General features: G+C 54.3%; 17 protein-coding genes. 8 read left to right on the plus strand and 9 right to left on the minus strand.

Annotated features, from left to right (window positions below; all coding sequences use genetic code 11):
• Positions 1-136: 136 nt before the first annotated feature.
• The 3 genes from NF347_RS04655 to NF347_RS04665 all read left to right on the plus strand — a co-directional run bounded on the left by NF347_RS04655 (position 137) and on the right by NF347_RS04665 (position 3,402).
• Positions 137-1,291 (plus strand): transposase, encoded by a 1,155-nt coding sequence (locus NF347_RS04655; RefSeq protein WP_306254325.1) that lies wholly within the window; start codon positions 137-139, stop codon positions 1,289-1,291.
• A gap of 784 nt (positions 1,292-2,075) precedes the next feature.
• On the plus strand, positions 2,076-3,209 hold the full coding sequence (locus NF347_RS04660) for an ISAs1 family transposase (RefSeq protein WP_107035773.1): 1,134 nt from the start codon (positions 2,076-2,078) through the stop codon (positions 3,207-3,209).
• Positions 3,210-3,255: 46 nt separating this feature from the next.
• Positions 3,256-3,402: a hypothetical protein gene (locus NF347_RS04665; RefSeq protein WP_161553859.1), complete on the plus strand. Its 147-nt coding sequence runs from the start codon at positions 3,256-3,258 to the stop codon at positions 3,400-3,402.
• Between the two features lie 82 nt (positions 3,403-3,484).
• Here NF347_RS04665 and NF347_RS04670 read toward each other — a convergent pair whose 3' ends face one another.
• The 6 genes from NF347_RS04670 to NF347_RS04695 all read right to left on the minus strand — a co-directional run bounded on the left by NF347_RS04670 (position 3,485) and on the right by NF347_RS04695 (position 8,587).
• Positions 3,485-3,670, minus strand: coding sequence for a hypothetical protein (locus tag NF347_RS04670; protein WP_107035774.1), 186 nt, complete (start codon positions 3,668-3,670; stop codon positions 3,485-3,487).
• 191 nt (positions 3,671-3,861) lie between these two features.
• Positions 3,862-5,064 (minus strand): hypothetical protein, encoded by a 1,203-nt coding sequence (locus NF347_RS04675; RefSeq protein ID WP_107035775.1) that lies wholly within the window; start codon positions 5,062-5,064, stop codon positions 3,862-3,864.
• The gene (locus tag NF347_RS04680; protein ID WP_237613004.1) at positions 5,061-5,723 is read right to left on the minus strand and encodes an ABC transporter ATP-binding protein; all 663 of its coding nucleotides are present in this window, start codon (positions 5,721-5,723) and stop codon (positions 5,061-5,063) included. The genes NF347_RS04675 and NF347_RS04680 overlap by 4 nt, the downstream gene beginning before the upstream one ends.
• 1 nt (position 5,724) lies before the next feature.
• Positions 5,725-7,056, minus strand: coding sequence for a hypothetical protein (locus tag NF347_RS04685; protein ID WP_107035776.1), 1,332 nt, complete (start codon positions 7,054-7,056; stop codon positions 5,725-5,727).
• Positions 7,057-7,066: 10 nt separating this feature from the next.
• A complete protein-coding gene (locus NF347_RS04690) occupies positions 7,067-8,260 on the minus strand; it encodes a pyridoxal phosphate-dependent aminotransferase (RefSeq protein ID WP_107035777.1) in 1,194 nt (397 codons plus the stop codon).
• Between the two features lie 144 nt (positions 8,261-8,404).
• Positions 8,405-8,587 carry a hypothetical protein gene (locus NF347_RS04695; protein ID WP_107035778.1) on the minus strand — a complete coding sequence of 61 codons (183 nt, stop codon included), beginning with the start codon at positions 8,585-8,587 and terminating at the stop codon, positions 8,405-8,407.
• A gap of 86 nt (positions 8,588-8,673) precedes the next feature.
• Between NF347_RS04695 and bioA the strand changes: the two genes are divergently transcribed.
• From bioA to NF347_RS04715, 4 genes are all read left to right on the plus strand, one after another.
• Entirely contained in the window at positions 8,674-9,975 is a 1,302-nt protein-coding gene (gene bioA / locus NF347_RS04700) for an adenosylmethionine--8-amino-7-oxononanoate transaminase (RefSeq protein ID WP_107681700.1), read from the plus strand.
• On the plus strand, positions 9,963-11,102 hold the full coding sequence (locus NF347_RS04705; protein WP_107035780.1) for an aminotransferase class I/II-fold pyridoxal phosphate-dependent enzyme: 1,140 nt from the start codon (positions 9,963-9,965) through the stop codon (positions 11,100-11,102). The genes bioA and NF347_RS04705 overlap by 13 nt, the downstream gene beginning before the upstream one ends.
• On the plus strand, positions 11,092-12,465 hold the full coding sequence (locus tag NF347_RS04710) for a pimeloyl-ACP methyl esterase BioG family protein (protein WP_161553807.1): 1,374 nt from the start codon (positions 11,092-11,094) through the stop codon (positions 12,463-12,465). The genes NF347_RS04705 and NF347_RS04710 overlap by 11 nt, the downstream gene beginning before the upstream one ends.
• A 101-nt stretch (positions 12,466-12,566) precedes the next feature.
• Positions 12,567-13,796 carry an alpha/beta hydrolase family protein gene (locus NF347_RS04715; RefSeq protein ID WP_107681533.1) on the plus strand — a complete coding sequence of 410 codons (1,230 nt, stop codon included), beginning with the start codon at positions 12,567-12,569 and terminating at the stop codon, positions 13,794-13,796.
• A gap of 151 nt (positions 13,797-13,947) precedes the next feature.
• Here NF347_RS04715 and NF347_RS04720 read toward each other — a convergent pair whose 3' ends face one another.
• The 3 genes from NF347_RS04720 to NF347_RS04730 all read right to left on the minus strand — a co-directional run bounded on the left by NF347_RS04720 (position 13,948) and on the right by NF347_RS04730 (position 18,324).
• Entirely contained in the window at positions 13,948-16,758 is a 2,811-nt protein-coding gene (locus NF347_RS04720; RefSeq protein WP_107035783.1) for a putative LPS assembly protein LptD, read from the minus strand.
• A 379-nt stretch (positions 16,759-17,137) separates the two neighbouring features.
• The gene (gene hpf, locus NF347_RS04725) at positions 17,138-17,431 is read right to left on the minus strand and encodes a ribosome hibernation-promoting factor, HPF/YfiA family (RefSeq protein WP_107035784.1); all 294 of its coding nucleotides are present in this window, start codon (positions 17,429-17,431) and stop codon (positions 17,138-17,140) included.
• A gap of 2 nt (positions 17,432-17,433) precedes the next feature.
• Positions 17,434-18,324 carry a tyrosine-type recombinase/integrase gene (locus NF347_RS04730; RefSeq protein WP_107035785.1) on the minus strand — a complete coding sequence of 297 codons (891 nt, stop codon included), beginning with the start codon at positions 18,322-18,324 and terminating at the stop codon, positions 17,434-17,436.
• A gap of 80 nt (positions 18,325-18,404) precedes the next feature.
• Between NF347_RS04730 and NF347_RS04735 the strand changes: the two genes are divergently transcribed.
• The gene (locus NF347_RS04735; protein WP_107035786.1) at positions 18,405-19,325 is read left to right on the plus strand and encodes an endonuclease/exonuclease/phosphatase family protein; all 921 of its coding nucleotides are present in this window, start codon (positions 18,405-18,407) and stop codon (positions 19,323-19,325) included.

The following is a 19,325-nucleotide window of genomic DNA, read 5'->3' on the forward strand; positions in this document are numbered from 1 at the left end:
AATATAACGAATTATCAAATACAAATGAATCGCCAAAGCGTTCATTATAAAAACATTAGACAATATGAACGTATTGGCGATTCTCAAAGACTTCACCTTTCGGTGTAAGTCGGTATTTGAAAATACTACAACCAAGATGAGCAAAAGGTTCCTCAACTGGCTGATTTTAACAATACGCACTGTAGCGTTGATTCCGGGCAAAGTCAATTTTACCCGGCTGTCGCGCTATGGCGGTCGTACTGCCAAGACCTTTGCCTCCAATTTCAAGACACCCGTAGACTGGATGAAAGTCAACATAGGTATGGCGCAGGATTGTTTTGGACCGTCCGATGACATGGCAGTGGCAATCGATCCGTCGTTCATTTCAAAGTCAGGCAGCCTTACATATGGCATAGGCCGATTCTGGTCAGGGGTGGCACAACGTGTAAAACGCGGTCTGGAGATAATGGCGATCGGGGCAATAAGTCTGAGTAAACATACATGTGTGATGCTCGGTGCTGTCCAGTCCCCGGACTTCAGGACTCTTGAATCTGAGAAACAAATGTCAATGCTTGACTGGTATGTGGCACTTGTCAGGTCAAAGGCGGCAGAGCTGCTCTCACTGACGGATATTCTGGTTGCCGATGCCTTTTTCTCCAAATATGAGTTTGTAAATAAAGTGATTGGCATGGGATTCCGGTTTGTCGGGAGATTACGTGCCAATTCATATCTGAGGTATCTGGCCATACCGGATTCCTCCGCCCCGCGAAGACGCGGCAGAAAGAAAAAGTATGGAGAGAAAGTGGATTTCTCAACTCTTGATATGTCCGTGTTCACTTCATTCATATATGAGGATTCCAAAGGAATCAAAACCCGATGTCACACGGCGGTCGTACATTCGAGGGCATTGAAACGCGACATCCGTATCGTGGTCTGTCCGGTTGAAAACGGAGAGCCTCTTCTTTACTTCTCTACCGACACCAATATGAGACCTGAAAAGATCATCGGTTTCTACCGCACCCGCTTTCAGATTGAGTTCGGCATACGCGATGCCAAACAGTTTACAGGACTCCAGTCGCAACAGACACGCGACAAAGACCGGCTTGACTTCGCATTCAATCTTTCCTTCACTGCACTTAATGTCTGCAAAGAGGTCATAAGGAAGGATTATCCGGATCTTTCAGTAGCGCAGTTCAAACGGCTTATGTTTGAATCTTATCTCGCCTCAACAATTATTTCGACGTGCGGAAAATCTCCGCATCTCAAAATAATTAAGAAAATAAATCATCGGTTGGCTCAGTTAGCGGCTTAGCCAAGGCTGAACAACCTCAAATTTTACCGAATCATTGATCTTTAGCATGTCCTCGAAATCATCCAATGCTTTATATCTCACATTAGCCACTAGTTGACGTCGGTCATATTCTGCTATGACCAAATCTTTGATTTCTTTGAATGTCATAAGTTTCCAAATTAGATTTTAATAAGTCTATAGTTGTTGGAAGTACGTTTATGTAAAGCACAATATTTTCCAAGACAACGGAGTGCTGTTGGGGCAGAAAGTAATACCGCAATAAAAAAGAGCGATCTTTCGACTGCTCTTTCCGACTGGGCGAAACCGATCCCTAAAATCGTTGCTCGCGCAAGCGAAGTATTTCCTTACGGCAATCTCGGCTGCACTCGGCATAGCCGGAGCAAGCTCCGCTCTGCACTCGTTGGCACGAGATTTCTTTCAAGGGAAACTACCCTTTGTGTTTGTAAAGATAGTAAATATTTTGTTCATCACAAAATTCCAACACTATATTCCGTCAAAAAGTTTACGCAGGTTCACGGCTCTTTCATTTAAGATCGGCCGAAGTTTACAGAAATAGTGGTATTTTATAGCGAAAATGTCTACCTTTGCACATAGCGATGCCGAAGCACCGCCTTCGGTGTTTCTTTATCATAAGATTTTAATTTTAAAAGAGGCGGAGTGGCCGTGAAGGCTCTTCCGCCTCGATTTTCGCTACGCGAAAATACGCATTATTTGCTTGATATGCAACATTTTCGACTTAACATATATTAAAAAGAAACATCGTTTTTACCCTACGGGCAGCATCATGGACAGACTGGTTGATTTTGCCTCGTCAGTGCCCGATTTCCGCAGAACAGGCAAAGGAAACCACCGTCACAGACTCCGTGATATCATAATGCTGATGGTACTTGGCCGTGCCTCTGGATTTGTCGGCCGTGCCGATATAATTGCTTTCGGCAAACACAATATCAAAAGGTTCCGCAAAATGGGGATGTTGAAAAATGGGGTGCCGTCCGAAGCGACCCTTTGCCGAGTGGATAACGGCATCAATGACTGCGCCATGGCCGACAGGATGCAGGAATTTGTCGAAGTGTTTCATGCCCAGTTGCGAAGCCGATCCTGGCGGGAGATAATCTGTGTTGACGGCAAGGCCGAGCGAGGCACAGTTCTGGCGAACGGGCGAAATCCTGATATCGTGTCGGCTTACTCGTTCAACACAGGCATAACGCTGGCTACAGAGGCCTGTCAGGAGAAAAGCAATGAAATAAAGGCAGTCCCACAGCTTATCGACAAACTCAATATTGCCGGAAAGATTGTGACAGCCGACGCCATGGCCATGCAAAAGGACATCATAGACAGGATAAGTGGTAAAGGTGCGGATTTTCTCATTGAGCTCAAGGCCAACCAGCCTTCGCTGCGTTACGGAGTGGAAGACAGACTCAAAGAGTATAAGCCGCTACATTCTTATACGGAAGGTCCCAAACTCGGTCATGGAAGAATCGAGACAAGAACATACAACATATATGACGGACTCGAAATTATTGCCGACAAGGAGAAATGGGGCGGAAACATGACGATTATAGAGTACGAGGCCGAGACCGTCAGAAAGACGACCGCAAAACATACACGTGAAAAGCGTCTGTATGTGAGCAGTCTGCCGGCAGACACTCCTTTCCTGGGTTCCATTGTGCGCCATCACTGGTCGATAGAAAGTATGCATTGGGGACTGGATGTAAATCTGCTGCAAGACAAGGTGAAGCGCAAGTCGGCAAAGGCCGCCCGCAACCTTGACACAATCCAAAGAATGGTCTACTCTGTATTTTCTATATGGAAGGGGTTGCGCAAAAAGCGATCTGACAAAAGAAAAGGCGTGGCAGAACTTATGCGTCATGTCTCGATGAGCTTTACCCAATTGATGCGGTTTCTTTACCAGAAATGAAAATAAATCTGATTTTCAGAAAAAGATAACTGCCTGAAATACAATCATGGAAATTTACCCGATTCTCAACAAACCGGGTAAGGGAAAATATGTCTTTATTTTTATCTTAAATGAAAGAGCCGTGATTACTGCAGGTTCAACTGGCAAGTGCAAAATTAGCGATTTGTTTGAAGAACTCGGTTTTCGGGTTTGAAAAACCGAGTTTTCATCTTTCAATAAATTGTATGCTTCCCGCATAGCCTCAATTTCCCGAGTGATTGCGATATACGAGTTTCTCAGTTATAGATACTGACACGAGGCTTCAATGAGCCGTCCATCTCAAACTTCTTCAAGTCGGCGAGGTCGGTGTCAATCTGACTTTTGTGAAATAGCAGCACCTCACGCCCTTCGGTAAGGCGGAAGCGGAGCTTGATTTTACCGCTCATCTTTGTCGTGCGGAGGTAGAGAGTTATTCTTTCCATAGTTGATTGTGCATTTCAAAATACCGTTGTGCAAATATATCTTTTTTCACAACCAAAAGTGCGTTGAAATAAATCCCTATGAATTTATTAACGTTCAAATTTGTTGTAATCTACTGATTGACAGTGGATGTTTCATTAATATTCATTCGCCGTCAATCACAATTCCGAATCCTTTAAGGGAAGAGAGATGGTCAGTGTCGCGGGGAGAATGATCGGATGATAGTGCGGCGGACAGCTATCAAGGCTCCGGCAGTGAGAAGTAGGGTGATGGCCGCTGCGCATGCAATGGCTGTCAGCGGAGAGCCGCCTGTGATTCCGGCGCCGGCGAGCGGGGCGCTCCATAGGCGTGATATGGCAGTCATGGCTACTACAGCGATGACGAGCAGTATGGCGTTGACTGTAGCGATCAGGCGTATGTAGTAGCCGCTGATCTGTGCCGGCGAATATCCTTCGAGCATGAGAAGGGTGGTGGTGTAGCGGTTTTTGTAGAGCAATAGCCATACACTCAGCAACAACAGTCCGAACGACAGAAGCACGATGACAATGCCGACCCCAATGACAATGGCCGTCAGCACTCCGGCTATCTGTGAGGCGCGGCCGCCGAACGCCTTGTCGCCTCCGAGTTCGTAGCCGTTGTCAGACAGATAGGTTTTAATGGCCGGGTCGCCGGGGTTGGTGGTTTCGACCATGATTCTTGACGGAGTGCGCGGCGCGGCGGCGTCGGCATATATTCCGTTGGCCCAGTCCATGAACGACTGTGGTACGGCGATGGTATTGAGTCGGTTGGAAAACCCGGCTATGCGCGCCTTGAATGTGTGGCGAAGTCCGTTGCCCGACACGGTGAGGTTTATAGGCAGCAGACCGCTCATCGTATCGCTTATCTGGGGCAGTCCTCTTGAAGCTGCGAATCCGAAGTTGTAGAGTGCGAGATAATCTTTGCTGATCACGATCGGCACCGTTTCCGACACTCCGGGGGTGTAATGCCACTGCGAGGGATCGGCATCGACAAACTCGTCGGGGAGCGATTCGAGAAACAGGGCTGTCGACATGCCGTTGCCCGGGCCGATGTCGATTCCGGCGCTGACGCTGAATCCGGCCGTGGTAAATGTGCCAAGGCGTTTTACCCACGGCTGTCGGCGCAGCCGGTCGATCTCGTCCGCAGAAAATCCGTCGGTACCGTCGGTGAGGCTGCCGAGGCCTTTCACGCCATGGGATATGACCAGAAAGTCGGTGGCGCCGTCGGAGGCCGCCGGCGCTGTGATGTCGGTGTAGAATCTGACGGCCGTAGATATGATCACCAGGCCTATGAGGCTTGATGCGGCGAATGCGGCCAGTTGGCCAATGCTGATGTTGCGGCGGAGCAATTGCCCGAGAATCCTGCGGTCGGTGGTCATAGGTGTGTGATTGAAGTGTAGTCGAGCGCCAGCGGATTGCCGACCGATGTCGCTATTATTCCGGCGCCGGTAGATGATGCTTCCTCCTCGATGAACGACGCTGCGCAGTCGTTGCTCTGTGAGTCGAGGTGGCTGACAGGCTCGTCGAGCAGAATGAAGTCGGCCGGCTGTGCCATGGTGCGGATTATAGCCACGCGCTGTTGCTGTCCGACCGACATGTGTCCGACTGGCGAGTCGATGCGGTCGGCTATGCCGAGGCGTTCGAAAGCATCTTCGACCCATCGCGGGGATCTCCATCCGGTGAGGGAGCGTTTGATTTCGACGTTTTCACGTGCCGTAAGCTCGGGGAAGAGCATCATCTCCTGTGGAAGCCATGCTATAGCCCGACGCCGGATTGCGGTCCAGCATGAGGAGTCAAGCCCACGGATGTCGGTACCGTCAAAAGCGATCATTCCGCGGTAGTCCGTGCGTCGGCCGTAGATGAAGCTGATAAGCGATGACTTACCCTGGCCTGAGGCCGATTCGATGAGCTGACGGCATCCGCGGCTGAACGAGACAGGTTTGTCCGACAGCCAGATTCCCGAATCTTTTACGGTCGTCGGATTTTCACGGGCAAACACTTCCGGAACCAGTCCGCGCAGCTCTATTTGGGCGATCATGTCAGTCGTTGTTGGTGTGGACAAAAGTTTTGATAAGTGCTTGCAGTATAGGCGTGTCGCCGCATTCGGTAAGCCGCAGTGTGACGGTGTTGTGTGTGTTGCCGGCTTCGGCCTTTATGCTCACTCCGTAGTCGGCAGTGTGCAGCCAGCGTCTGACCGTGGCACGGTCTATATCAAGCAGCCCCGTTGCGAGATGGCCTTTCATTGCGTCGACAAGTTGTGGCGAGGGCTCGGATTTGTGCGGGACGAAGTTTGAAATCGTAAGATAGCCATCGATGTAGGCGGCATGCAGATGTATGCTGCCGTAACGCAAGGCCAGCGATCCGTCGGCAGCTTTGTCGACAGGGAGTCCAAGACGCACTATATATGTTTCGGCTGTGGCGATGGCTTTGCGTGCGCTCTCCTGACCCATGTGCGCCATGATTATGAATCGGGTGGTGGAGATGTCGACAGATCCGCGATGTCCGTCGGCCGGCTGTGACGCCACAATGGATATTGTGCCGTCGATCTCTTTGAGAAAAGGAAGTATCGATTCGTAGAAACCGTAGTAGGTAAATCCTCCGATCATGCCGATAGCTTTGCCTATGCCGTCCCAGTCGACATTGTCTTTGTCGATTCCGGCTGCAAACGCCATTGACGCCGGATGGGGAGCGTAGTCGAGAAAGCGGGTGTTGACGGGTTCGAGTCCGGCGGTAGGTGCCACCATGCCCCGCTGATCGACCCTGAAATGGTCAAACACCAGAGCGTTGTCGTGGATCTGCATTTCGATGCACTGCCACTGGTCGGTGAATCCATTGCCTGCGACGGCAATCCCCGCCATCATCGGACGCCGCAGGAAGTCGCCGGTGCCCGGCACCTTCGCCATGCTTCCTTCGCCGCCGGAGGCTGTCGCTTTCCTGACCATGGCGGCAGGAGTGGCGGATGACTGTCGGTCGACTGCTACCCATATCCGGCCGTCGCGGGCGTAGGCTTCAGGCAATGTAGTGCCGCCGGCATATGATACAAACCCGTCGGCATCCTTGTCGGAGGGTTGTCCGAGAGCGGCTGTCAGCGAGTCACTGTTGATGACTGTAGCGGTGAGCCATACATCGCGCCCTCCGGCGTCGACCACGAGGAATACTTCCGATAGGTCTACCGCTGTTTCAAGCCTGTGGATACGGTCGGAAATGTCGTGGGGCAGTGCATCGCCGCATTCTCTGGCGAGCCGTCGGATATCGATGCGTGCCACGGCATCCGCGTCGGCCGGTATGCTGTCGAGCAGCTCGGCGTTGCGTTTGCAAGCGGCGGCCATCATTATGACGGCCGCCAGAAGTATGATTCGGAAAATGTTCATGAACCGGTGTTTATTTCAGTCGTGAGAGCGCTTCGGCTATGCGGCGCATGGCTTCACGGATGTTATCGTCGGAAGTCGCATAGCTAAGGCGTATGTATCCCGGGAGGCAGAAGGCCGATCCGGCCACTGTGGCCACGTGTCCCTCTTCGAGCAGGTACATGGCCAGATCGGAGTCGGTGGCGATGGTCTTGCCGTTGAAGCTCTTGCCGAGATATGACGACACTTCAGGGAAGAGATAGAAGGCGCCCTGCGGACAGTTGACGTTAAGTCCGGGTATCTCGCGTGCGAGGCTTACCACCAGATCGCGGCGGCGTTCGAAAGCCTTACGCATCTCCTCAACGCAGTCTTGCGGTCCGAGATAGGCGGCTTCGGCGGCTTTCTGCGCTACCGACGACGGATTGGAGGTGTACTGGCTCTGGAGTTTGGAGCAGGCCTTGGCTATGGGGAGGGGAGCGGCGATGAATCCGATGCGCCATCCGGTCATGGCGTAGGCTTTCGATACGCCGTTGATCACTACTGTGCGGTCGGCGATTTCAGGGAAGGCCGAAAGCGAGGTGAAGCTGCCGGTGAAATTGATGTGCTGATAGATCTCGTCGGCGATGACAGTGATCTGCGGGTGACGGCTGATCACATCTACGAGTCCCTGAAGTTCCTGATGAGAATACACGCTGCCGGTGGGGTTGGAGGGAGAGCAGAGGATCATGAGCCGTGTGCGGGGGGTTATTGCCGCTTCGAGCTGTGCGGGAGTGATCTTGAAATCCTGTTCGATTCCTGCGGGCACGAGCACGTTGGTGCCTTCGGCCAGTTTGACCATCTCCACGTAGCTGACCCATGCCGGAGTGGGTATGATCACTTCGTCGCCAGGATTGACGAGTGCTAGCACAGCGTTGCAGAGTGCCTGTTTGGCTCCGTTTGACACCACGATCTGTTCGGGAGCGAAGTCGACGCCGTCGGTGGCCTTGAGATTGTCGGCTATGGCTTTGCGGAGCGACATGTATCCGGGTACGGGTGTATAGAATGTGAAATTATCGTCGATGGCGCGTTTTGCCGCTTCCTTGATATGGGCGGGTGTGTTGAAGTCGGGTTCACCTACAGAGAGGTTGATGACGTCGACTCCGGCAGCCTTGAGTTCGGCACTTTTCTGCGACATGGCAAGGGTCTGTGAGGGCGAGAGCGACTCTACGCGTGTTGAGATTCTGTTCATGATGATAAATATTATGTTTCAAGACTACAAATTTATGACTTAATGCTTAAACTCGCAAACAAAAAACGTCCCGCCGCAGTCGTTGCCGGGGCGGGTGGGAGGAGTCGTAGAGTGTCAGTCTGCGGAAATGGTTATGTTTCGGGGTCAGTTGATGTAGATGGCGTTGCCGAATGCAGGTGTGTAGCGTTCGTCGGGGTGATATACGCGGGCAAACTGCCTGACGATGCTTATGGTCATCGGATGTGGGTCGGATGCCGGCGACAGGTTCTTGTCATTGGCCGGAGATTGCTCTTCGGCCGGGTGTATGGGCTTGGTTTTTTGTTTCATGTGTCGTTAATCTAACGTCGGCTGTGGCATGTTTATTTTACGGCTCGGCTATTTTTGATTACTTTTGTGGTGAAATATCATTCGCAATGGAACGATCACTCTTACATGATGCCTGGGATCGCGAACATCTATGGCATCCCTATACTTCGACGATAGATCCGCTGCCCACTTACAAGGTGGTGTCGGCCGATGGCGTCAGAATCCGTCTGGCCGACGGACGCGAGCTTATCGACGGAATGTCGTCGTGGTGGTGTGTAATCCACGGATACAACAACGAGCGCATCAACGCTGCCGCTGTCAGTCAGCTGCAGCGGATGAGCCATGTGATGTTCGGCGGTCTGACCCACGAGCCTGCCATAGAGCTTGGCAAGGCTCTGCTGGAGGTGGCTCCGCCGGGAATGCACAATCTGTTTTATGCCGATTCGGGTTCGGTGGCTGTGGAGGTGGCCATGAAGATGGCCGTGCAGGCATCGGTGGCAAAGAGCGGTTCGCACCGGCGCACCAATTTTGTGACAATCCGCAGCGGTTATCATGGCGACACATGGAATGCGATGTCGGTATGTGACCCGGTGACGGGCATGCACGGCGCTTTCGGTCCTTCGCTCCCGATCCGTTATTTCGTGGAGTCGCCTTCGGTGAAATACGGCGAGGAGTGGTGTCAGGAAGCGATGGAGCCGCTCGAAAAGACTCTGCGCGAGCATGCCGACGAGATCGCCGCGCTGATTCTTGAGCCGGTGGTTCAGGGCGCGGGAGGGATGCGGTTTTATCACCCGCAGTATCTTGTGGAGGCGCGCCGTCTGTGCGACAGATATGGTGTGTATCTGATATTTGATGAAATAGCCACGGGCTTCTGGCGAACCGGACGCTTCTTTGCATGGGAACATGCCGGTGTGGAGCCTGACATAATGTGTATCGGCAAGGGGCTTACGGCCGGTTATCTGACGATGAGCGCTGTGATGACCACACGTGAAGTGGCCGACACAATATCGGGCGGTGAGGCCGGAGTGATGATGCACGGCCCGACGTTCATGGCCAATCCGCTGGCATGTGCCATAGCCATAGAGTCGCTCAAGATGCTCCGCGAGCAGGATATGGCGCGGCGTCTTGGCGATATGGAGGCGAGTCTGCGTTCGATGCTCGCTCCGGCGCGTGAGATAGAGGGAGTGGCCGACGTGAGGGTGCTCGGCTCTATAGGCGTTGTGGAGATGACCGATCCGGTCGACGTAGGGCGATTCCAGGTGGAGTGTGTTGACCGCGGCATCTGGGTGCGTCCGTTCGGGCGCAATGTGTACGTGATGCCTCCCTACGTGATCAGCGACGAGGAGCTCGCTACGCTTACCGGCCGGATGATAGACATATTGAAAGATCCGCGACGATGGAAAGCATAGAGGAGAGCCTCGGACGGCTGGCTCGCAGCGGGAATCTGCGTGTCATACCGTCCGATTCGAGTGACGACGGTCTGGTTGATTTCACTTCCAACGATTATCTCGGGCTTGCTGCCGACCGCGGACTTCAGGACGATTTTTTCCGGATGGTGGCCGACAGGCGTCCGTCGCTGACGGCGTCGGCCTCGCGGCTGCTTGCCTCGGATCAGGCATCGTTCAGCCGACTGGAGGATGCTCTCGGACGCATGTATGGCCGAAAGGCGTTGCTGTTCAACAGCGGGTATCATGCCAACACCGGCCTGATCGCGGCGCTCGCTCCGGCGGGAACACTGATTGTGGCCGACAAACTCGTGCACGCCAGCATCATTGACGGCTATAAGCTTTCAGGTGCCGATCTGGCACGTTTCAGGCACAACGATATGGCGCATCTTGAGTCAATAATCCGCAGTAAGTCGGGGCGATATGACCGCATACTGGTGGTGACGGAGAGCGTGTTCTCAATGGATGGCGACAGCCCCGATATGAATGCGCTTGTCGATATCCGGCGTCGTTATGACGAGGTGATGCTCTATGTCGACGAGGCTCACGGATTTGCCGTCAGCGGTCCTGACGGCCTCGGACTGACGATGGCTCTTGACCGCCCCGGCGATGTAGATGTGATCGTGGGTACATTCGGCAAGGCCGCGGCTTCGATAGGCGCGTTCGCGGTTATGGAGGAGAGTGTGCGCAGCTATGTGGTCAATAATGCACGCAGCCTGATATTTTCCACCGTGTTGCCTCCGCTCAATGCCGAGTGGACCCGCTTTGTCGTGGAACGTCTGCCGCAGATGGAGGAGCGTCGCCGGCATCTGCGTGCGCTGGCGAAGCGGCTTCACGGCGGACTGTGCGGTCTGCTGCCTTCCGATTCGCGGTTCATGCCCCCGGAGAGCCATATCCAGTATGTTGTGACCGGTAGTTCGGATCGGGCCGTGGCATTGTCGGCCGCACTCCGGCACCGTGGACAGAAGGTGCTGCCGATAAGGACTCCGACCGTACCGGCCGGCACGGAGCGTCTGCGCATAAGTCTGAGCGCGGCCATGACCGAGGATGATATCGACGGACTGTTGGATTCGCTGCGCCATGAGATATGAAGTGATACAGACCGGAGCCGGGCGGCTGATGATCGTGTTTGCCGGATGGTCGACACGTCCGTCGCTCTATCGCGGCTATATCCGTAGCGGTTTTGACCTGATGGTGGTGTATGACTACAGCGACGTGGAGTTTCCCGACGTGGATTGTCTGAAAGAATACAGGGAGATATGCGTCGTGGCATGGTCGTTTGGGGTTGCTGTGGCTCATCGATGGCTGTTGAGCTGTCCCGATTTGCCGATCACGCGTACGCTGGCCGTGAACGGCACTCCGTGGCCTGTCGACGACCGCCGTGGCATACCGTGCAGGGTGTTCGGTCTTACACTCCGCACCCTTTCGGAGCGATCGGTGGGGGAATTCCGCAAGCGGATGTTTGCAGTATCGGATCCGATGCCGGATTTCGAACCCGTCGGCGTGGAGCATCTGCGTGGCGAGCTTGAGTCGATATCACGCATGGGCGTGAATGATCCGGCGCGTGAGGATGATATATGCGTCTGGGATAAGGTGATCGTTTCAAAGTCGGATCGCATAATCCCGTTTGCAGGGCAGATGGAGGCGTGGCATGGACATCCCGATATGACGGTGACCGGCGGCGCGCATTTTCCTGACTGGACGCAGGTCATGGCTATGGCTTCGGTCGATAAGGATTCTGTGGAACGTAACTTCTCGCACGGCGCGCCTACCTACGACGGCGCGGCCACGGTGCAGCGCGCCATGGCCGCGTGCCTGTCGGAGATTTGGCGCGAGGTGTCATCCGGGCGCAGGATCACCGATGTGGTGGAGATCGGTCCGGGCACAGGACTGTTCACACGCGAATATCTCGGCTGGCTTCGCGGCGCGAATCTCGAATTCTGGGATCTGGCGGCCATCGGCGACGATCTTCCCGGCAAAAAACGGATATGCGACGCCGAACTTGCGGTACGCGGCATGGCCGACAACTCGGCCGACGCTATCGTGGCTTCGGCTTCGGTGCAGTGGTTCAATTCGCTCGGTAGGTTTCTTGCAGAGTGCGGACGGGTGTTGCGTCCGGGCGGTCAGGTAGTCATATCCACGTTCGGACGATCGACTTTCCACGAGCTGAGCGGCATAATCACTCCTGCGGCCACATATCTTGATGCCGACGGACTGGCGCGGCTGACCCCTGACGCGATGGAACTTACTATGTCGGACGATGGCCGGACTGCTACGGTGGATTTCGAGTCGGCATCAGATCTGTTGCGCCACATGAGTCGGACTGGTGTCAACACATCCGCTGCTTCGTCGGGCAATGTCGCCGCTGCCAGACGCATCGTGCGGCAACGTATCACCCGGCTGACGTATCATCCGGTCTACGCTATTTTTACGAAAAAACATCCGTGCCGCTGAAAAAGCATATGCAAAGACGATAAATAGTGTCTGCGTATATCCGCGTAAAGTTGTAACTTTGCGTCAGTTCGTCATATCCATTTTACAGATAATTCTTACCTATGAAAAAGTACAGTGCGGCAGCCGTGGCCCTGATAGCGGCGATGTGTGCGGGATGCCTTGTCGCGTCGGCGGCTTCCGGCAGTGAGGATCAGCCGACGCCGGTCTATAACAGCACCCGTTCGGCAGTGGAGCGGGTGATGAAGCGCGCCGTGCCGAGATTGCAATATGATGGCGGTATGCCGGCCGACAGCCTCGATGCATGGCGCGAAGCCATGTCGGAGGCCATGCGCGGGCTGATGCGTCATCCCGATGCGCCGGCTGCGTCTCCGCGCAAGGTGACAGAATCTCGCCGTGACGGCTATGTGATAGAGCGGTGGGAGTCGTTTCCGCTCGACGAGAATCCGGTGGCATACTTCGTGATGCGTCCCGACAGTGCGGATGTCAGCCGTGCGGCCGTGCTGTGTATTCCCGGATCGGGTCAGACCAAGGAGCTTCTGGCGGGGGAGCGCTCGGGCAACTTCATGCTCGATGGAGAAGCTGACTCTATCGTGAGGCGTGCGGCCATGGGGCTGCATTTCGTGAAGCGCGGTCTGACGGCCGTGGTGGTCGACAATCCTTGTTTCGGCGAGCAGTCCGATGGCGGTGTGTATGACGATATCACCCCGTCGCGTTTCCTGCTTGAAACTGGCTGGAGCTATCTCGGTCTGGCTTCGTGGTATGACAAGGTGGTGCTGGACTGGATGAAAACGCAGCCTGATATTGACAAGAACCGGATAATAGTGAGCGGTTTCTCGCTCGGTACGGAGCCTATGATGGCTCTCGGGCTGCTTGACAGCTCGATATATGCGTTTGTCTACAACGATTTCCTATGCCGCACGCGTGAAAGAGCGTTGGTGCTCAATGCACGCGACGAAGATGGCCGCAGGGGTTATCCCAACTCAATACGTCATCTTATCCCCGGATTTCTGACGCAGTTTGATTTCCCCGACATAGTGGCAGCCTTGTCTCCGCGTCCGGTGATATGCACCGAGGGTGGGCTTGACCGCGATTTCAGGCTGATAGAGGATGCCTACAGGAGGTCGGGCGCGCCGGAGGCGTTCGAGTGGCATCATTATGCCAAATATGCCGATGAGGCGTCGCGCACCGACTATGACGCGCTTCCCGATGGGCTGTCGCGCGACGAATTCTACCGTATGGTCAATGTCGACGGTCCGAACCATTACTTCAAGATGGAGTGGGTGGGGCCGTGGCTCGACCGACTGTTACGGTCGATGCCGACGGCCGAATGAGACATGATGTCGCATTGCGGGCGGCAATAGGGTCAAAGCATTAGAGTAAAAGCGGTGTGGCTCGGGAGGAGAGCCACACCGCTTTTATGGATTGTGATCTTATCGGCGCTATCCGTATCACTCTCCGGATATATTGCCGGCTACGGTGGTATCAGTACCAGGTGACACCGTTGCGTATAGATGAGCGTTTGTCGTATTTCACATCCTGCAGCAGCGAGGAGTTGACCGAAATGTGGAAGTTGTAGGATTTGTACGGTCCGACAGGCACGAAGCTCGCGCGCATGCTGAAACAGTGAAGATCGCGTGTGATATTGCAGTTCATGTAGGCGATCTTGTGAGTTTCGAAATTATATGAGGCGCTGAATGAGAAATTCCAGTTGGCCGTAGGACGTATGTTGCCGGAGAAGCTGAGATTCTGTGTGATCTTGCCGTCGTAGTCCATCTTGCGCTTGTTGAACTTGCCATAGGCGTATCCTATCGAGTAGTTGAACGACAGATTCCAGGGCACATCCCATTTCATGTAGCCGTCGGACGACAGGTCGATGTCGTTGTCGATATTGCCGCGAGGATCGCGGTCGGCGTTGGGTGCGTTCGACATCGGGTCGTCGCTGTCGGTATCGTCGCCGCTATTCCCTTTTTTGTCAGAGCCTTTTTTGTCTTTGTCGTTTTTGCGCTTGAAGGTGTTGTTGTTGAGCGTGTAGGAGAACGATGTGCCGGTACTCGACAGTTTGGCCAGTCCTTTTCCTGCCTGAAGACGCGTGCGGTTTACTCTCACCGGGTTGCCGGCCTGGTTGAGCTGATAGGTGTAGACATCCCATGTGGCCGACAGGTTGAGGTTGAAGTTTTTCATCAGTTTGACCAGCAGCGATGTGTTGATGTTGCTCCATCGCAGCGAGTCGGCGGCGAAGTTGTAGCTCTGGCTTACTGAGAAATTCTCGATCAGCGACACCTTGCGCTCGCCTATCGAGTCATTGTCGTCCTTCACTTTCATCTCCAGGTTGTTGGCAAGCGAGAAGCTGACCGTACCCGAACGTCCCACGCCTGGCACTCCGAACAGAGCGTTGGGATATTTGGAGTATTGGCGTGTCTGCATGACTCCCTGTGCGTCGGGATACTGGTATGTGCCGTAATATCCGAAGAATGGCGATCCGAAGTCGGGTGTGCCGCTGAACGATATGGTGGGTGTCATGACGTGGCGTATCATCTTTACCTTGTCGCCAAGAAACGGCAGCGGCTGAAAAAATCCGTAGACTTTGGTGTCGAGCGACACCGATGCCAAAAAGTCCCATACGTTGTAGAAGGAGTAGCTTGTGTCGCACACTTCGACCGAGGCGTTGGGATCCCACTGGCGGTTGACCTTCATTGTGTACATGCGGTCGGTGATGTTGACCGACGGAGTGACGTTGATGTAGTTGAACACATTGAATGTGGCCGATATGGGTATGTTGTGGCGCATGCCGTTGCGCCAGTCTTTGATCAGGCTTTTCTTGAAAAATTCGTCCTGCTTGGCGGTGAGAGAGTTGTTAAACACTCCCGAATAGGAGAGTTTTATCTTCTCATACCATTTTTCAGCTCCGACGGCTCTCTTGCGTTTGAAAGGCGTGATCTGCGAGAGGCTGACGGTGACGTTGGGAAACGATACGGCCAGGGTGGAGTCCTGTGTGCGCTGTGCAATGTTGGCAGTGGTCGACAACGACCATTTCGAACCCGGGCGGCGGTAGGTCAGGTTGACCGTAGAGCTCTTGGTGTTTTCCGTGAACGAGTTGGAGTAGTAAGAGTTGAGGTTGTTGCGCGAGTAGCCCGATGTGGTGAAGTTGACCGATGCCGAGAAGTTGAGTGCCGGATTGGCTTTCGGATCCTGCGAATGACTCCACAACACCTGGAAGTTGGTCATGGCCTGATAGTCGGGTGCTCCTTTGTCGCCGGTGATGGTCTTAAGGTAGCTGAGGTTGAATGATCCGCTGTATCTGTAGCGTTTCACGTAGGCCGAGCGTGCCTGCAGTCCCCACGATCCCTTGGTGTAGATCTCTCCTGTGAGCGCGAGGTCGATATTGTCGTTGATGGCGAAATAGTAGCCTCCGTCGGAGAGGTAGAATCCACGGTTGTAGTCGTCGCCGAATGTGGGGAATATTATGCCCGAGGAGTATTTTTCGGAGAAGGGGAAATATCCGAAAGGCACGGCCAGCGGCAGCGGCAGTCCGGCAAGCACCATGTAGGCGGGCCCGACCACGATGTCTTTCTTCGGTTTCACCTTGGCTTTGGTGAGCTGGAAATAGAAGTGGGGATTGTCGTGGTGGTTGCAGGTGGTGTATCGTCCGTTCTGCAGGAAGATGGTATTTTCGTCCATCTTTTTCGCCCGTCCTCCGGTCAGATATCCCTCGCCCTGCTCGGTGATGATGTCGGTGATGATGCCTTTCTCGGATTTGAAATTATATTCCATGGTCTTGGCCTCATAGGAGGTGCCGTTGTCGTCAAACACGGGCGATCCCTGAATGTCGCCTACGGAGTCGGGGCGTCCTACGGCGTAGACCGTGGAGGTGGCCATGTCGAGGTGTATCTCGTCGGCGTCGATTTTCTGTCGTCCGTAGCTGACCGAACTTGCGCCGTAGATGTATGCGTTGTTGCGGCCTATGATCACCATGGAGTCGTTGGCGTTGATGTCGACGGGATTGTCGAGGTCGGATTTCACTCGCGATATTCTCGGACCCGATGGCCGTCGGGTGGTATCGTCAGTGACGTCGGGAGAGATGCGCCGGCGGTTGAGTATCGAAGCCGTGACGCCGGCCGAATCCGTATCAGCGGCGGAAGCCTGCATGGAATCGGCTGCGTTAATTGAGTCGGGTATTTGCGCCGCAGGGATCGCCGCATGTGTCGGCGATGTCTGTCCGGCAAGCGAAGCCGACGCCGAAGCTGTCAGCAAGGCTGTGGCTGTCAGTATGATATATAGTTGAGAATGCCTCAAATGTGAAGTAGCGTTGGTTCGAGATGCAAAGTTACTTCAAATCGTTGAATATTCTCTCCCCACGCGCTTTTTTTTACACTCTTTTTGGGAATCTCCATACGGAATCTCCATACGGAATCTCCATACGGAATCTCCATACGGAATTTCCATACGGTTCCATACGGCTCTCCATACGCGAATCCCGACTTCGGATCTTCACATATCGATTGCCGCGATCTTTATGCGGTCATTGTCATGCGGTCGGGATGCGGCTTTCAGGATGCGATATGGCGGTGTGCCCCGGCTGTGACAGGCCGTCGACACACCGCCGTTGCGGTCAGGCGTTGCGGCGCGGCGACCATCAGTGGTCAGTCACTGTGTCGTCAGGCCGTAGCGTCGGTTATTTGCGGTCTTTCTTTTTCTCAAGCTGACGCTCGATCGCCTCCAGACACAGGTCGATGGCTTCTTCGAATGTGTCGGCTATCTTTGTGGCCACGAAATCGTCCTGCTGGGGCACTGCTACCTTTACCAGAGCCTCTTTGTTCATGGCTGTCTCGGGCTTTACGACCTTTAGGGTGACGTCGACTGTAGAGATGTTGACATTGTGGCGCGCCAGACGTTCGGCTTTCTTGTTGATGAAGCTGACGAGTTTGTCGGCGATGTCGAAGTGGATTGCCTGAATTTTTACTTCCATGATTAACCTCCTTTTTTTAATGCACGTGGATGTGCTTGTTGGTAATTTTGTTGAAGTTCCCGGTATGTTATATGTGTATATATCTGTGTGGTCGACAGCGATTCGTGGCCGAGCAGTCGGCGCACGGCGTTGATGTCGGCGCCGTCGTTGAGCATGTCGGTGGCAAACGAGTGCCGTAGCACGTGTGGACTGCGGCGCAGGGCAGTGGTCGGCTGCAGCGCTCGGTGCACCACATTGTAGACGAGCTTGCGGTATAGCGGACGTCCGTCGGAGCGGACAAAAAACAGCTCGCTTCGTCCGGCTGTGTTGTTGCGTAGTGTCTGATAGTGTCGTATCATATCGGCAAGCTCTTTCCCGAATGGGATGAGTCTGTCTTTATTACGTTTTCCGTGCACTTTTAGTTCACCACGGGCCAGATCCACTCCGGCATCGGTAAGGCCGGTCAGCTCGGAGCATCGCATCCCGGTGGTGTAGAGCATGTCGACTATGAGCCGGTCGCGCACCTGCTCGAAATCGGTCATATCCACCTCTTCGTTGAGCACTGATTCCGTTTCTTCCGGTCTGACGAATACCGGCAGGGGCTTTTCGAGCTTGGGCAGTGTCAGCTCTGCGGCCGGATTGGCCTGCAGACCGCGGCTGCGCATCATCCACCGGTAGAAGGCCCGGAGAGCCTGCACCTTGCGGCGCACCGTTCGGGGCGATGATCCGCGTTTCGACAGTGAGAATATCCATTCTCGCAGGTCAAGCAGCGTGACCGAGGCCGGATCGAAAGCGTATCGTCCTCCCGATGTGGTGTCGTCACGCCAGCCGGTCAGATCGCGGCGGTAGGCGTCGACTGTGTGGGGCGAATAGTTGAGTTCGCAGCGCAGATATGTCAGGAAATCATCTATCATCGGTAGCGAAGATAGCGATAATTCACATAATTTCCAAAAATATCCGGTAATTTTGTGAAAACATTTTTTTGTGAAAGCTCATGAAAATATTCGCTTTGATAGCGGTGGCTCTTGCGGCTGCCGGAGTTATGGCCGCGGAGTCAGGCGGCAGTGCGCGTTTCAATGTCGCTACCTACAATATCCGACAGCTCAATGCCGGCGACGATGCGCGTGGCGATTCATGGCAGAGAAGACATCGTGTGGTGGCCGATCTCATCCGTTTCCATGATTTCGATATATTCGGCACTCAGGAGGGTTTTCACAGCCAGCTTGAGGATCTGAAGGGATCGCTGCCCGGCTATGATTATATAGGACGCGGACGCGACGACGGCGACAAGGCCGGAGAGCATTCGGTGATTTTCTACCGGACGGATCTGTTCGAGGCGGTGGATCACGGTGATTTCTGGCTGTCGGAAAACCCGGAGTCGCCGGGTCTGGGGTGGGACGCCGTATGTGTCAGGATATGCACATGGGGACGCTTCCGCCACATTCCCACCGGCCGTGAGTTTCTGATGTTCAATCTCCACATGGACCATGTGGGTCAGGTGGCGCGGCGAGAGAGCGCACGGCTCATACGCGACAAGATCATTCAGCTTGGCGACAGCCTGCCGGCGATGCTGACTGGCGACTTCAATGTCGATCAGCGCAGCGACGCTTACCGCACAGTGCTTGAATGCGGTCTTATTGATTCGCATGACGCTGCCGCGATGGTATATGAGACCAACGGCACGTTCAACGATTACCGTACCGACGCTTTCTCCGACCAGCGTATCGACCATATATTTGTCAGCCCTGGAATCATTGTGGAGAAATACGGCATCCTCACCGATACGTACCGCTCCGATGAAGGGGGCGAGGTGAAGCCTGCCGGCGCCAACGCTCCGTCGGAGCTTATGATAGGCAATTTCAAGGCGCGTGTGCCCTCCGATCATTTCCCGGTGAGAGCCACTGTGGTGCTCTGA

This window comes from Paramuribaculum intestinale, from assembly GCF_030759015.1.
GTDB classification, from domain to species: Bacteria; Bacteroidota; Bacteroidia; order Bacteroidales; family Muribaculaceae; genus Paramuribaculum; species Paramuribaculum intestinale.